14 protein-coding genes are annotated in these 15,172 nt (G+C 35.5%); 4 read left to right on the top strand and 10 right to left on the bottom strand.

From position 1 onward, the window contains the following. Nucleotides 1–47: 47 nt before the first annotated feature. Both MKY37_RS08695 and MKY37_RS08700 read right to left on the bottom strand, forming a co-directional pair. A complete protein-coding gene (locus MKY37_RS08695; protein WP_340776022.1) occupies nt 48–599 on the bottom strand; it encodes a YesL family protein in 552 nt (183 codons plus the stop codon). Between the two features lie 72 nt (nt 600–671). Then, on the bottom strand, nt 672–1,529 hold the full coding sequence (locus MKY37_RS08700) for a MurR/RpiR family transcriptional regulator (protein ID WP_340776024.1): 858 nt from the start codon (nt 1,527–1,529) through the stop codon (nt 672–674). A 356-nt stretch (nt 1,530–1,885) separates the two neighbouring features. On the opposite strand from MKY37_RS08700, the gene MKY37_RS08705 reads away from it, so the two are divergent. Next, nucleotides 1,886–2,956: a hypothetical protein gene (locus tag MKY37_RS08705; protein WP_340776026.1), complete on the top strand. Its 1,071-nt coding sequence runs from the start codon at nt 1,886–1,888 to the stop codon at nt 2,954–2,956. 116 nt (nt 2,957–3,072) lie between these two features. On the opposite strand, the gene MKY37_RS08710 is transcribed toward MKY37_RS08705, so the two are convergent. Together MKY37_RS08710 and MKY37_RS22385 are read right to left on the bottom strand one after the other, a co-directional pair. Then, the gene (locus tag MKY37_RS08710) at nt 3,073–5,952 is read right to left on the bottom strand and encodes a family 10 glycosylhydrolase (RefSeq protein ID WP_340776029.1); all 2,880 of its coding nucleotides are present in this window, start codon (nt 5,950–5,952) and stop codon (nt 3,073–3,075) included. Between the two features lie 251 nt (nt 5,953–6,203). Then, nucleotides 6,204–6,401, bottom strand: a complete 198-nt coding sequence (locus MKY37_RS22385) for a glycosyltransferase (RefSeq protein WP_445323029.1) — start codon at nt 6,399–6,401, stop codon at nt 6,204–6,206. A 299-nt stretch (nt 6,402–6,700) separates the two neighbouring features. Between MKY37_RS22385 and MKY37_RS08715 the strand changes: the two genes are divergently transcribed. After that, complete coding sequence (locus MKY37_RS08715) at nt 6,701–7,738, top strand: HAMP domain-containing sensor histidine kinase (protein ID WP_340776031.1); 1,038 nt, start codon at nt 6,701–6,703, stop codon at nt 7,736–7,738. Between the two features lie 38 nt (nt 7,739–7,776). Continuing rightward, entirely contained in the window at nt 7,777–9,078 is a 1,302-nt protein-coding gene (locus MKY37_RS08720) for an ATP-binding protein (protein ID WP_340776033.1), read from the top strand. 81 nt (nt 9,079–9,159) lie between these two features. Here the strand turns inward: MKY37_RS08720 and MKY37_RS08725 are convergent, their stop codons facing one another. The 6 genes from MKY37_RS08725 to MKY37_RS08750 form a co-directional block, all read right to left on the bottom strand. Continuing rightward, nucleotides 9,160–9,489: a hypothetical protein gene (locus MKY37_RS08725; protein ID WP_340776035.1), complete on the bottom strand. Its 330-nt coding sequence runs from the start codon at nt 9,487–9,489 to the stop codon at nt 9,160–9,162. Nucleotides 9,490–9,912: 423 nt separating this feature from the next. After that, nucleotides 9,913–10,512: a cupin domain-containing protein gene (locus MKY37_RS08730; RefSeq protein WP_340776036.1), complete on the bottom strand. Its 600-nt coding sequence runs from the start codon at nt 10,510–10,512 to the stop codon at nt 9,913–9,915. Between the two features lie 151 nt (nt 10,513–10,663). Beyond that, nucleotides 10,664–11,461 carry a sensor histidine kinase gene (locus MKY37_RS08735; protein WP_340776038.1) on the bottom strand — a complete coding sequence of 266 codons (798 nt, stop codon included), beginning with the start codon at nt 11,459–11,461 and terminating at the stop codon, nt 10,664–10,666. Between the two features lie 106 nt (nt 11,462–11,567). Next, the gene (locus MKY37_RS08740) at nt 11,568–12,314 is read right to left on the bottom strand and encodes an ABC transporter permease (RefSeq protein WP_340776040.1); all 747 of its coding nucleotides are present in this window, start codon (nt 12,312–12,314) and stop codon (nt 11,568–11,570) included. Continuing rightward, nucleotides 12,307–13,230: an ABC transporter ATP-binding protein gene (locus MKY37_RS08745; RefSeq protein WP_340776044.1), complete on the bottom strand. Its 924-nt coding sequence runs from the start codon at nt 13,228–13,230 to the stop codon at nt 12,307–12,309. The genes MKY37_RS08740 and MKY37_RS08745 overlap by 8 nt, the downstream gene beginning before the upstream one ends. A gap of 81 nt (nt 13,231–13,311) precedes the next feature. After that, complete coding sequence (locus tag MKY37_RS08750; protein WP_340776046.1) at nt 13,312–14,004, bottom strand: response regulator transcription factor; 693 nt, start codon at nt 14,002–14,004, stop codon at nt 13,312–13,314. Nucleotides 14,005–14,199: 195 nt separating this feature from the next. Here MKY37_RS08750 and MKY37_RS08755 point away from each other — a divergent pair, with 195 nt between their 5' ends. Next, nucleotides 14,200–14,988 (top strand): hypothetical protein, encoded by a 789-nt coding sequence (locus tag MKY37_RS08755; RefSeq protein ID WP_340776047.1) that lies wholly within the window; start codon nt 14,200–14,202, stop codon nt 14,986–14,988. Nucleotides 14,989–15,172: the final 184 nt, after the last annotated feature.

The following is a 15,172-nucleotide window of genomic DNA, read 5'->3' on the forward strand; positions in this document are numbered from 1 at the left end:
CACCTTTTTATTTTATTTTAAAAAAAATCTCCATTTTTCATTCTAGTCTAACTATTTTCTAGTTCATGATCCCTAGCGAACATAAGATAATAATAGGTAAATGCAAGAAAACTGAGAGTAATAATAAACGGAACAAACCTAAGATAGACTGATAGTATGACAATAATTGCATTGATAAAAATGATAAGCAAGGGCTTTAGAGGTTGTCTAATGAATAGAAAAAAACTACGAATAAATAATGTTTTAATACGATGTTCACCCAAAATAAATAGTTTTGTAAGATTGCTAAATACCCCTAAGAATAAAAGAGTTGCAATTATATTAAAGGGCAGAAGAATATTCTGTAATGTATTTGGCAAATAAATAGCAGCCATAATGTCCCCAATTATGACGACTGAAACAAATAGAAGAACCAGCCAAATTTTAATTCCTTTTTTAAGATAATCATAAAAGAGCTTAAAAAATTGTTTCCAAGCTGGTATTGGTTTATCTTCAGACATATCTTTAATAGTTCCTACCAATGCTACAAAGGCAGGGTAAGCAGTTACTAATGGAAGTGAGCATATTATGAATAAAAAGTTTAATAGAACCAAATCCACTATATATTCAAGAACTTCAAATAGTTTATTATTTGAAGAAATCATGATTTTCACCTTTTTTCTATTAGTTTGTTAGTACAATTTATCAAGAACTGATTCTGCTGTACTTTTTATTGCTTTGGACGCTTGTTCTTTGTTGCAAAGAGCAGCATTCGTTGCCAGAACATCTAATAGTAAAAGCTGAGCAATCTTGGAAGAAAAAATTCCACCTTCAAATGGCGATTCCTTATTTGCAGCCAGAAGAATTAAATCTGCATACTTTGTAATAGGTGATCTAGCTTGATTTGTTATACAAATAATACAAGCATTGTTTTCCTTCGCAATTTCAATTGCATCCACAACGTCCTTTGTACTCCCTGATGAAGAGATAGCAATAATTAAATCCTCTTCACCTAATAACGAAGCAGTCATTGACATGATATGTGAATCAGAAACATGTTCCGTATTATAGCCCAGTCTCATTAATCTATGTTTGCCATCCAATGCCGTAATTCCAGATGAGCCCACACCAAAGAAGTAGATCTTCTTTGCACTGTTAATCTTGTCTACCGCAGCCTGCAAAGTACTCTCTCGGAGTAATGTCACAGTATCATTTAGAGCACTTACATTTTGAGTAGCTATCTTTTTCGCGACTATATCAACTGAATCTTGTTCCTCAATTTTCCCATAAACTTGTTCGTCAACTTCCATTAGATTTTGTGCAATTGCTAATTTAAATTCTTGAAATCCTCTATATCCTAATTTTCTACAAAAACGCAATACGGTTGTTTCACCAACCCCAACCACTTCCGCTAAATCAGTTACAGAGGAATACACAGCTTCCGCATGATTGACCATAATATAATCGGCTACCTTTTGCTCTGTTTTCGTAAGCGAATTATAAACTGATTTAATAATTAAAAGAGGGTTCACTTTCTCAGTCTTTGGCATAAAAATTCTCCTTTATATTGGTTCTGAAATCGTTTTGAAGAAATATTCCTCCATTTATATAAAAAGAGGATTTATCCTCCAATTACAGAATACAAAATCCCTCTCGATTCGTCAATGCTCTGAGCAAGTTTTTGGTGTTCACAAGGAAAGCTTCTCGACTCACCATTTTTCTACATTTGTAAGTGCCTTTTCTATCAATCACTAAAAAAAGAAAATCTATCCCCCTTTTTTTGATAAAAAGGAGGAAAAATTCAATAAATATAGAATATTATAAATATTGAATTCCCATCTCAACCTCTTAAGAAAATTTGACAGTCATTATTGGGATTTCAATAAAATTGAGAGGAGGAAAAGGAATGAAAATGAAGTCTGCTTTAGTTTTAGGTACTGTTCTATTGGCATTTCTTCTGCCAAACCAGTCATATGCCAATGAAAATTATGTACCAATTGAAACCCTTAAGCCTGCAGTTCATCTAGAAAAACCAGAATTAAAACAAACAGGAGGAAAACTGATACTAAGTGATTCACCAGAAACATACTCCGACAATGGTGCGTTTTATCGCGACACCGCTACAGGTGAATTCCGTGTATTTTGGCATCATCAAAATGTTAGTGGAGAGAATCGAAGCGTCAGCCTAGCCCTAACGAATACTTCGGATGAACCAGTGATGCTATATTCTAAAGGAGTTGGAGCTTCAGTTAGTATTTATCCTGACGTAGCTGGCAAAGAAGCGTTAGTACAATTCCTAGAAGAAAAGGCTAAAAAAAAATACATTAAAACCTTGCAGCCTGGTGAAAGCTATTACCTGGAAACAAATGCAGACGACGGAGAAACAGTAAGTGGGATTGCCCAATATGTTGTTTATACGAAACACAGTCACCAGCAGGCCACGGTCACTGCAACCACACTTAACTATGCAGAACGGCCGGCTGACCCACTTTCTGTTGAAATCTTGCCGCCTGACTCACATGTTCGCGGAAGTTTTCCACATTTTGATCGTGAAGGTATAATCACGTATGATACCGCATTAGGAAATGCCTATATTCGACTTTCATCTGCGGCCTCTGGTCAATGGAGCGATAAATTACCGGGAGAATACGAAGAAGGTATTAGTGTAGTCGATGGAAACATACCAGTGACCAACAATGGGAACTATGGTGTTTTATATAATTTAGACGTTAACGTGGAAAATAGTTTACAAAGTCCACAGCAACTCTCCATCTATGATAACCCTGCAGGTGGATTTGGTCATTTTGCTATGCAATGGAACGGTAAACTTAACACTACCGGTTTTCTTAGCTATGTAAATGCATGGAAGTTTGCGTCTGAAAAAATCGGAGCAAACGGAAATCAATACGATTTTGTCACGAGTCTTCCAGGCGGCGCATCTGGTCCTTCCGTAATATACTTTGTGCCAGAAATTTAAGTGAAACCAATAGTAAGGTGGGTCAGAGGGAAAGATTCTCTGTCCACCAAAAAAGTGGGATGGAGCTGCCCTCCATCCCACTTTATGCTTTCTCATGTTGCATTTTCAGAATCTACTTAGGCTAGGGTAAATATTTCAATATACGAGACTAGCTCTTCGGCCACTTCGACAGGGATATGCTTGCCTGCATGCTTTTGAACAAAACTTTGAAGTTCTTCTAGTTTTTGAATTCCTGTTAATCTTGCTTCTTCTGCTTGATCAACTAATCCTTTCTCGTTAAGCTCTTCTGCTGAAGCAAAATCTTTTTGTGCACCTACTAATCTGGCAAGTACCGCTTGTTGAATACCCTTGTTAGTGAAAGAAGCCTTTTCGACAAACTCGATAACTTGTTCTAGAGTTGGTTCTTCAGCAAAAACGGTTACCACTTGTTGATGTGTTTTAAAACCATCAACAGAAACGACGATTTCAATCTGATTTTCACCAGGCTGAAGTGAAAGCTGTGCAGAGAATTCACCATTTGATTGTATCGGCGCTGCTAAACCATTCACAGATACTTCAGCATTACCCGGCCCCACTACTTGTACTATACCTTGATATTCGAAACCAACAGTAGAGAATGTTTTCCCTTCATAGTTCAAGAAACCTTTCACAATAGCGGAACGAACCTTATCCCCAATATCAAAGTTAGTACCAACAAGAACTCTTCTTTCACGGATGCCGGAACTATCAAGTGCTGAAATGACGAAGCCACCCTCTGGAATTAGGCTATTGTTATCTTCTACCACGTTCCAGCTCCAGTTCATCGCTTGTTTCTTATTCACCATCTTAACGACTTCACCGTTGGCATCCACAACTGCCTCGACTCCCCATTTATTGGTAGCCGTAGAAAGTCCAAATGTGTTAGAGTACACATTTAAGTTATCTTCATTACGATTGATATTTAAGAAGTCTCCAACAAATGGATTATCTGGTTCAGATGGATTACTGATTCCTAGTACATAATCCTTCACATATTCCTCGTCCGCTATAGAAGCCTTGATGACAGGGAAGTTTGCTTGTGAATAGTCAAAAAGCATGAGTCCACTTGTATTATTAAGCCCTGCTTGGAAGGCTTCTCTTTGTAAGGATGGATCTTGTAAATTTGCTAAAGCCATACTTGCATAAAGAGGTACTTGTCCATCTGTTAGGATATTTCCAAGTGTAATATATTTATTGATTTCCTGTGCTGTAGTTTGATAAGTACCAATCATTAGGAAATCTAACTTATCAGAATAAGCTGCCTGCTGGTAATCTTCCCCATACAAACTTTCTTGCGGGAATTGCAATCGTGAATCATAGGTAAAGGTTGGACTAGACCAGTTTACACCGTTTAGATAATAAGATTCAAACCAAGAGCCAACATATGCAGATAACTCAATATCACGATTATCACTTATATTGTATTGGTCAACTAATTCCCTTGATTCTTCTACGAAACTATTAATTACGCTAGATCTAAATGTAAACCATTCATTGATAAGTGGGCCATCTACACGATTACTTCCTTCATAATAAAAGACATCCTCTGGCCAATTCGTTAATGTTTTTCCTCTTTCAGCAAGAAAATCTTCAAATTGTGTTCTAGATTGATCACTAAAATCAGCGAAATAGTTGTCATATCTCCCACGGTCCAATGAGATACCGTCAACATCATAGTTTTTCATTACTTCTTCAAACGTTTTTAATTGATAGTCTCGAACCTCAGGGTTAGAAGGGTTAACAAAAGCTACTAAAGCACCTTTTTTACCATATGCACTCTCTCTTAATGGTAAAATTTCTCCGTTATCTTCAGATCGATAAACCTTCTCTTCCCACTCTGGATGGTCATTTAATATTGCAAATTCATCAAAGGCAATAGAACCTTCCGCAAATACGTTAAATGCAGCATGAACCTCTAACCCTAATTGATGACCATGTTCGATAAATACTTCTAATAAATCTAAATCTGGGTTTGAGCCACTTCTACTATCTGCTATCATTTCACTTACATATGGACGATTTGTTAGATCGTTCTTTTGATAGGATACGAAACCTTCAACGCCCTTCACATCAAACATCACAGCTGTAACACCTGCATCTTTGGCTTCAATGAGCATGTTAAGAACATCCTCACTGGATTGGAATCTTCTTGCGTTTGATGCTTGATCAACCCAGAGAAAGACTTCTTTTTTTTCAGCCGGGGAGTCTTGATAGTAAACAACTAACGATTTTTTATCATGTAAAATCTCATTCTTGTAAATTTCTACATCGATGTAATTGGTCCTTGATGTTAGTTCGTACGTATATTCGAAGGAACCATCTTCTTGAAGTTCTACCTCCTGTTTATTCACTAGCAATTTATAGTTTTTATCACTTTCAAAGTTTTGGATAGAACCAGAGATATTAGCTTGCGGTTCCGTAACCGAATACATTAACTCGTTTTGTAAATTGATTCTTGCGTTCAATCCATTACCTGTCATAAATTCTGTAATTGGAACCACATTCCCATTTTTTCTTAACTTAATAACATCGCCTTCCTTAAAATTGATAGCTAAGAATTTACGGAAGTCTTTCGTAGCCCAAGAGTCGTCTTGTGCTAGAAGAACATATCCCCCTTCAGGTATTGCTATAGATTGTTCATCCTCCCAAACAGGTGGCGCACCATTTAATGATTGACCGACTACCTTTGTAACCGTATTGTTTGCATCGACTTGAACGGCTACCCAAAACTTTTTCACTAAAATCTCTTTCGCATACTCAGATGTATAAAGCATGATAAAATCTGCTTTACCATCAATGCTTTGATTAATATAATTTATCTTATGCATTTCTCCCACTGGACTCATGGAAGGGTCTAATGGAGCAGCCTCAACCTCAATCAAATCTTCATTGTTCGTTTCAGCTAGTGAAGAGATCGGGAACAAAGAAACAATTAATAGTAAAGCTAGAAAAACACTAAAAAACTTTCTGATTTTCAAAACTTTCACTCCCTTATTATAGTATTGTGACTTTGGTCAACCTACAAAGATCATTTTCCACCTCCATTATATATAGTAGATTTCATAAAGATAAAGATTTTGAAGGTAATAACCTCCGGAAAAATATAAAATCCCGGAATAATCCTCCTTAAAATAACATACCGAAGCGTACGTGTTAGGTCAACGAGAAATTTGAATTATCAAATAATTAAGAGGATAGTAGTAGAACTAAAGGCTAATCTACTAATTTCTTAGTAGTAAAAGTACCTTTCACGGTTAGCATAAAAATATGGGACCACCATATGAATCGTTTTTATAAAACTGTAACTTTTAGCAAATTTGCCCACTATTTCACCTGTTTTGTCAGTGGATTTACCGTTGATGACTATGACTTCAAACCTTTCTACCAATTTCAAACAAAAATCATCATGAATCTTCTGAATATTCAATAGAAAAGTATTGTATATTCCGCATTCTTTCGTTACTATAAATTTATATAAATTATTAGAAGAGGTATATATTGGGAATTATTACGATGCATTTTCTATTTAATCTTTCCTTATTAATGATTTTATTTTTTATTTTTTTTCTATTAAATAAGAGAGCCGGTAGTATCCATTTACACAAGCGAGCAGGCTTATTTTATTTTGTTTTTTCGTTAATACTTTGTTCTCTATTTTCTTATCCCATACAAAGTGAGTATGTTTTAGATTTGAGGATAATTCCTTTTTTATTGGGCGGACTCTATTTGAGGTTCAGTCCTATACTAGGATTTTTAGTTATTTTCTTTCGTGCATTCCATGGAATAGATGTTGGATTCTTTATAGCAGTTGCATTTTATAGCGTGTTTAGTTTTTTTATATGGTATATTTCTCCTTGGTTTTTAAAACTCACTTCTAATATACGAATACTTTTTTCTACCGGTATTACTTTACTCATAAGTATTGGCATCCTATTCACCTTAGCATTAAACATAGTATCTCCTGACCAATTGCTAGACATGTTCATCGCCTACGTAGTAGTCCCACCACTTGGGGTTGCCATGTTATCTTACGTCATTGAAGTAAGAGAAAAGATTCAACAGTTGCAACAACAGCTAATAATCGAGGAAAAGCTGGCTGCAGTCGAACAAATGGGGGCTGCAATATCTCATGAAATTAGAAATCCATTAACTACAGCAATTGGATTTATTGAACTCCTCGACCAAGGTTCCCTTGATAAAGATAAAAGAACAAAATATCTGTCTATCATAAAAGATGAACTAGATTCAGCAGAAAGTATCATACAAGATTACTTAACCTTTTCTAAACCAATTATTGAATCAACAGAAGAACTAGATATTCAGAAAGAATTAACGCATATTATAAAATTACTTCAGCCTCTGGCTAATTATCATTCTGTAAAGGTTACTACTGATTTTTCTTCCAATGGAATGATACAAGGAGACCAATCAAAATTCCATCAATGCTTTATAAATATTATAAAAAGTTCCATCGAATCTATGCTTCAAGGTGGCACATTAGTCATTAAAACTACCGCTACCCAGTCCAAAATAATTATTGCAATACAAGATAAAGAAACAGTTTTGAGTAATGAACAAATTAATCGCTTAGGAGAACCACATTATTCTACAAAAGGACCTACAGGAACTGGTCTCAACATGATGGTTGCTTATAGCATACTACGTGCAATGAGAGGGACAATTGAAGTTCAAAGTGAAATCGGAAAAGGTACAATTTCTCAATTTCATTTTAAGCTTCATAAAACTAAAGTACAGAAAAGATGAATACTCTTTGTATTAAATAGTATTGGAGGGATAGTATCTTGGAATTAATAGTATATTTCTTTTTCAACTTATCCTTGTTAATAGTATTACTATTTTTTGGAGTATTATGGGCAGAGAAAACGAAAGAGTATAGGTCTCTTCAATTTATTGCCATCACCTATTTTATTGTTAGTATAGTAGTCTGTTTTATGTTTACCTTTCAAATAGAAGGCATTAATATCGTATTTGATTTACGGAAGATTCCGTTCATTGTTGGAAGTTTATATTTGGGTTTAGGTCCTTTTTTGGCTGCATTCATTATAATCGTAAGAGGTTTTTTTGGAATTGATTATGGTTTTTGGATGACCATCATGTATTATGGAGGGCTTGCTATTCTTTTTTGGCGAATCTCTCCATGGTTTAAAAAACGCTCTCCCAACCAGCGTGTTCTTTTTTCGGTAGGCGTAGCATTTCTATTCAGTTTTGTCCAAACTTTTACAACGGGAGTATGGCACTTGCCCCACAATTCTACCGAAGTTTGGTTAGCCTATTTAGTCATTCAACCAATCGCGGTTGGAATCATTTCCTATATTATTGAAGGGATTACTATGGCCATTCAATTGCGCCAACGCACTATGAAATCCAAAAGGTTAGAGGCTGTTGAACAAATGGGTGCAGCTATTAGTCATGAAATTCGCAACCCGTTGACAACAGCGATTGGTTTTGTTCAACTTTTACAAAATGATTCTATTTCAAGAGAGAACCATACACAATACCTCTCCATTATTAAAAACGAGCTGAAATCTGCTGAAAGAGTCATTCAAGATTATTTGAATTTCTCTAATCCTGAAATTAAATCGATCGAACCCCTGCTTCTTCAGGAAGAACTAGAACAAGTAGTTCAATTGCTACAACCATCAGCAAAGCGAAATTCAGTCAAAATAGTTTCTATGTTTTCACCGGGAGAGGAGATTGAAGGAGACAAACAAAAATTTCATCAATGCTTAGTAAATATCATGAAAAATGCAATAGAAGCAATGCCAAAGGGAGGAATATTAACGGTTGAAACAAAGAGCACGCCAACAACTGTAAGCATTCTCATTAAAGATACTGGTTCAGGTATGACACTTGAACAAGTGACCCGTCTAGGTGAGCCTTATTATTCAACAAAAGGAGACAAGGGGACAGGCCTCGGCATTATGGTAGTGTATAGTATCGTACGTGCTATGAATGGTACAATTCATGTAGAAAGTGAAATTGGAGAAGGAACGACATTTATATTTACATTTCCTTCCTTATCACCTACTTTTCTAGAACCGGTAGAAACAAAGGAAACTGAGAAGGAACTTGTTATGAGTTGATAAGTGCTAAGAACTTATATTATGGTTAGTGCTAGTGTTTACTATTCAGAACTTCTTAGGTTCCCTATGTGCCAAAAAATATTAACGCCGAGCACCATATTCTTTTTTGATCCTCGAAATTTTATAAATTTGGTTGCTTACTGGCATCGCTTTAAAACGATTATAAAACATCGGGAGAACGAGACCCACATAATCATCTAAAAACTTGTTTTCCATTCTTTCTTCTATGAGCACTCTATACTTCACCAAAGCACTTACGATCAGTTTTTCATTTGGTTCAGACATACTAATCGTCTCTATATATTGAATAGACCGAGTCTTGGATCGCAAAATCTTTTCTACTTTTTTTTCATAATCTTTCGTATTTTTTACTTCCACTAACATATTAACTACCGTTATTACTTCAATCATTTGAAATCCTCCATGCGTGAATAGCTGATACTCTTTACTAATGTAGCATATTATATCATCAGTAAAACGTATAGAGAAAACTCCAAGGCTTTAGCATTACTTAATAATTAATAACTGAGGTTTTCGCAAGTAATTAGGTATTGTAACGAGCTTTCGATTTCACAACATCCCTTTCTCCCTTATTCACATGAAATTCCATAAAAAGTATTCCCTGCCTATTACTTCGCCTACTAAAAGAATATAACTAGACTAATTCTTTTTCATCCTATCTAATTGAAACCTGTTTTGGAAGATAATACATATATGTTGTTTTTTTAATGGACAACCTTTGTTCCCTTTAGCCATGTCTAAAAAAAGGCACCAGTTTCTAATACAATACAGAATTGTTTTAGAAACTGGTGCCTTTCACTCATATAGGTTGTATTACTGCATTGGATAGCTTTGATTGATGAAATGATTTGGATAGTATTGCGGATTATCTGTTCTAGTTTTGTTGCAGTTTTTTGGTGGACCAATATATGTGGATGGCATAACTGGAGCTATCGCTTTTTTCCACTCGTTTTCGTTCATACAATAGGTATGCGCCATAATATTCGAAGGTGTCAATTTTAAAATATCTGAACCAAGAATTACTTCAGGCGTGGAAGCATTGAATATAGCTATAATATGCGTTCGATCTTCGGTAGCCATTTGATAATGCCACCAACCTTGTGGGATATTTGTCACTTGACCTGGTGTAATCGTGTAATGTTGATATTGCTTTGTAAATGGATTGAGTATAGAAACAGCTAGTTCTCCGGAAATACAGTAAACCAATTCTGCTGCATTTGGGTGATAATGTGGCTCTATATTATTGTTGGTGCTGAGAAAAATATCAAGTAAAGATATATTATCCAATGTATTTAGTTGTTGGACTCCTAAAATATTCATAAAGTTATAATTATCTTTTTTAAAGAAGGGGCTTTTATTTACATCAAAAGTGAACTGTGTGGACGGTGAGGTGTAATCGATTGAAGAATCCATAACTTGACCTGCCTTTTTTGCAATTGTAATGTGTTTAAGCACATTCTTCCCATGATATGTATACTCCCCATTTGTTGTGCAATAGGCGAACAAGAACAAATAGGAAAGTGTAGAAGCTATTAATGTTTCTAACGCAGGGTAGATTCGTATTTCAGATTTTCCATGCACATGTCATGATCAATTGCCCCTCTTTTAGTTCACCTGTTAAACTGCCATTCATTTTCATCATCAAGCTTTTTGCAATAGAAAGCCCAAGTCCCGTACCTTTGCCGGTTCTCGTTTGATCCACTTTGTAAAAGCGGTCAAACAGATGAGCAACGTCAATTTCCTGTAACAGGGGTGCGGGATTACTGATTGTAAGCTGAACAAGTTTATCATGCTGCTCCAAACATAAAATTACATTTCCTTGTGAATGCCTAATCGTATTGATAAGTAAGTTTTCAATGACCCGCTTCACTGCTGAAACGTCTGCAGTTATCTGAATGTCCTGTTCAAGAATCTGGACAATTGGCTCTAACCCTTTTTGATGAAATTCTTCATAAAACCCTACTAACACTTCTAAAACTAAATTGTTCAACGTTACACGTTCTATTCTTAAAGGATATTCAGTGGATTCCACAATCGACAATTCGAAAAAGTCTTCAAGTAAAGCTTTAAGTCGCAGTGCTCCATTTTTCACAATCGCTGTATAACCGGCTCTTTCCTTAGACGTTATTTCTTCCAATTCTAAAAATTGAACATACCCTAAAATGGATGTCATCGGTGTGCGTATATCATGCGAAATGTTGGCAATCGCTTGCTTCAACTCGTTTTCAGTTCGCTTTTTTTCAGCACTGGCCGTATTCGTTAAATCAATTTGTTCGTTAATCTCCTTTGCTAACTTTTCTAAATCTTTATCAAAAAAAGAAAGATTAATTTTCCTATTTTTTTGCTTAAGCTGATTAGTCATACTTTGGATCTCTTTTTTGACGAAAAAAAGGCGAGTGAACAATAATAGCACTATTATTATACAAAGAGTTGTTATATACAGCATACTGCCCACCCGCTTTTCTAAATTATTTTATTTCTTTCTTGTGGAACACGAGACTACCTACAATTGCCAATGCAATATAGGTTAATATTGGTACTATCGCTAATTTGAAAAGTTCACTATTGGACAGGTTAAATTTACCGATATCCATAAAAAGCTTGAATGCCGAATTATTAAAAGTCAGTTCAATGAAAGAAAACTTTTGACTTAATGCATAAAAAATACTATCAAACAAGATGAAAAATAGGATGAGAAAACCAATCGTCTTACCGCTATCCGTGAAAATAATGGAAACTAAAGCCATAATCGAAGCGAACGCAGCTGCATACAGAACAGTTAGACCACTCGCTCGTACCATATAGCCTAATCCAGGCATATCATTAAATCCTGCAAAGATTGCTCCGACTCCCGTCAGAACAATTGGGAATACTAACGAAATAATTACGGCTCCAAGTGTAAAAACGAGAAGTTTCGAAAAATAGATACGAATCCTGCTATTACCGGAAGAGCCCATTATTTTCATCGTACCATTTGAGTATTCACTGGAAATGAAGAAACCTGCAAGAATACAAGGAACAAGTTTTACAATGTAATTATTTCCCCCAAGAGCTGTATATGCAAATAGCTCTTTCACAGAGACATCGGCAGTACTATCATCGTAAAAGATAAGAAATGGGTATAAAGTCGCTACCAAAACTAATCCAATAACCAATGTCCAAAAAGATCGATCTTTCCTCAACTTAAATAATTCAGATTTCACTAAATTATTCATACTCGGCACCCCCGATTCGATTCATAAAGTACGTTTCCAAATCCTCCCCCATTGGCATGAATTGTTCGATAATCAAACCTTCACTCGCAAGGAATGTGGAAACTTTCCCAGGGGTATTTAGATAATCAAATAGTTTAATCGTTTCATCCGGCATCACTTCAAATTTTGATGTCGCTAGTTTGTTTTCCAACAATGCGGCTGCTCTTTGCCCATTATCTACTTTAATATGCAAATACTGCTGGCATTTGTTGTTTAGCTCTTCTACTGTTAATTGCTCTATTAACTCGCCTTTATGAATAATTCCGTAGTGTGTCGCTAACAAATGAAGTTCACTTAAAATATGGCTGGAAATTAAAATAGTTATGCCATATTCACGATTCAGTCTTTTCAATAACTCTCGTATTTCTACTACTCCCATGGGATCCAGTCCATTTATCGGTTCATCCAAAATTAAAAACTCTGGGTCTCCAAGTAATGCAATACCAAGTCCAAGCCGTTGTTTCATACCTAACGAAAAATTTTTTGCTTTCTTTTTCCCAGTATCTTTTAGTCCAACTAATGCAAGTGTTTTCTCGACACACTCATTACCTGGAATTCCTTTTAACAATCGATGTGCTTCCAAGTTTTCTTTAGCCGTCATTTGTGGATACAATGCAGGACCTTCGATAATTGTCCCAATTCGCTTTCTAGCCTCAATTAGATGCTGTTCATTGCTCTCCCCAAATAATTCAATTGTCCCTGTTGATGGGATAGCTAAACCTGTGACTGTACGAATAAGTGTTGATTTACCAGCTCCATTTTGTCCAATAAAGCCATAGATGGATCCTTTTTTTATGGATAGACTGACTTTACTTAACGCAAGTTGATGTTTATATTGTTTTGATAATTGGTTTGTTTTCAAAACATAATCGCCCATATTTCCCGCCTCCTCTATGTGATACTTTTTAGTATAAAAAGGAAAACATAAGAAAGGCTTAAGGCGTTTCTTAAGAAAACCTTAAGTTTTCAATCGGTACCCCATACCCCAAATCGTTTCGATATATTCCTCTTTCGGATTGGCCTTCGCTAGCTTGTTTCGAACATTACTTATATGTACATTAATCGTGTTATCATCTCCGTGGAATTCTTCTTTCCACACACTTTCAAATACATTTGCCTTCGTGAAAACCTTTTTGGGTGAAGATAATAATAGCTTTAAAATAGCGTATTCACGAGCTGTTAGATTGAGCATTTGGTTATTCACTTGTACTAATTTCGCCTCTGTATCGATAGTTAAGTCTTTATAACGAAGTTCTTTCTTTTTTGATATATTACCCATCTTTTGATATCTTCGCAAATGCGAATCAATTCTTGCAGATACCTCTCCAATATCAAAAGGTTTTGTTATATAATCATCCGCTCCTGTTCGCAATGCATCAATTTTCGTTTGTTGTGCTAACTTTGCAGAAATAATAATGATTGGGCAAGTCGTTTGTTCACTTATATTTTCTAAAATTTCCTCTCCCGTCATTCCTGGGAGCATTAAATCTAGTAATAGCATATCCCATTCCCTGTTTTTGATATATAGCATAGCTTCCGTACCTGAATAGGCAGCCTGTGGGATATAACCATTTTTTCTAACAATATTACATAATAATTCATTTATATCATTATCATCTTCCACTACTAAAATGTGAATTGACTTTTCCATATTTCCACCACCTTTTTATCTACTTTTTACTAAGCATACCATTTCATATCACACCTAACATATCGAAGTCATTTGTAGACCATAAGTGAAAAAAAGGGAGGTTTTATATTAAAACCTGGCAACCTTCACTAACAAAGCGAGTTTACTTTTTTGAGGGTGGGGAAAAATTAAACATACAGAGAAAGGAAGATTCAGATGAAATCTTTTACACGAATTTTTATCTCGATCCTAATAATAAGTTTGCTTAGTGCCTGTTCCACTAGCGATGACGAAAAAAAAATTACCAACGATAGTAAAGAACAGAATCCTGGAGTACAGTCGGGCCAAAACCTCCCAACAGAAAAGGGAGCCAATCAAACTAAACCAGCTATGACACAAGCAGAAGTAATAGAAGCAGTAAAAACAGACTTGAAAACGGATTTAACTAAACTTCTTCCAAGTGAATTACCATTAGAAAATGGAAAGCATTTAACCGCAACGACTAAATCAGATGAAAGTTATTATGAAGTTGTTTTTTACGAAAGCGTTAATCCGGTTGCTATTAATCATGAAAGTTTAGAAAATGGCCAAATTATAGCTCGTATTAATGCACAAAAGTATGAGAGTGTGCAGGAAGCAAGTGAACAAGTAGCTTTTGAAAACTTTAGTGAGCTGGGAGGACAAACAATTGATCTTGGCTATAACATCACCGGATATCAGGATGCTGGGGCTGGTTCCATGTGGACAAGTTGGAATGAAGGTCGTTGGGCAATCGGTGCACACACACATACTTCAGAAGGAGAAAGTGGAGAAAAGCTTGCAAAAGAAGCTACTGAATTTTTAGAAAGTCATACATTACCTATTCCTAAACCAAACGGATTCGCTCACATTGACGTGTATCAATTAGATAATCGAATTACTTGGCAAAAGGAAAATATAGTTTATATGATAGACGAAGTAAAAGATCCAATGATTGCTTTGGAAATTGCAACTTCTATTGAATAATATGATTAAAAAATCTCCTTACAAAATAACCCTGTTCAAGAAACAAACATGATGATTTAAACATTCTTGATTGTTTCTTACACAGGACCGATTTTCATTAATACAAAAACTGACATGAATCTACACTCCTCAAGTCTTTCTCCCAATTCCACGGCTTCCAGATTCTATTGTTTTGTCATACGCT

The sequence above is a fragment of the Psychrobacillus sp. FSL K6-2836 genome, assembly GCF_038003085.1.
GTDB lineage: Bacteria > Bacillota > Bacilli > Bacillales_A > Planococcaceae > Psychrobacillus.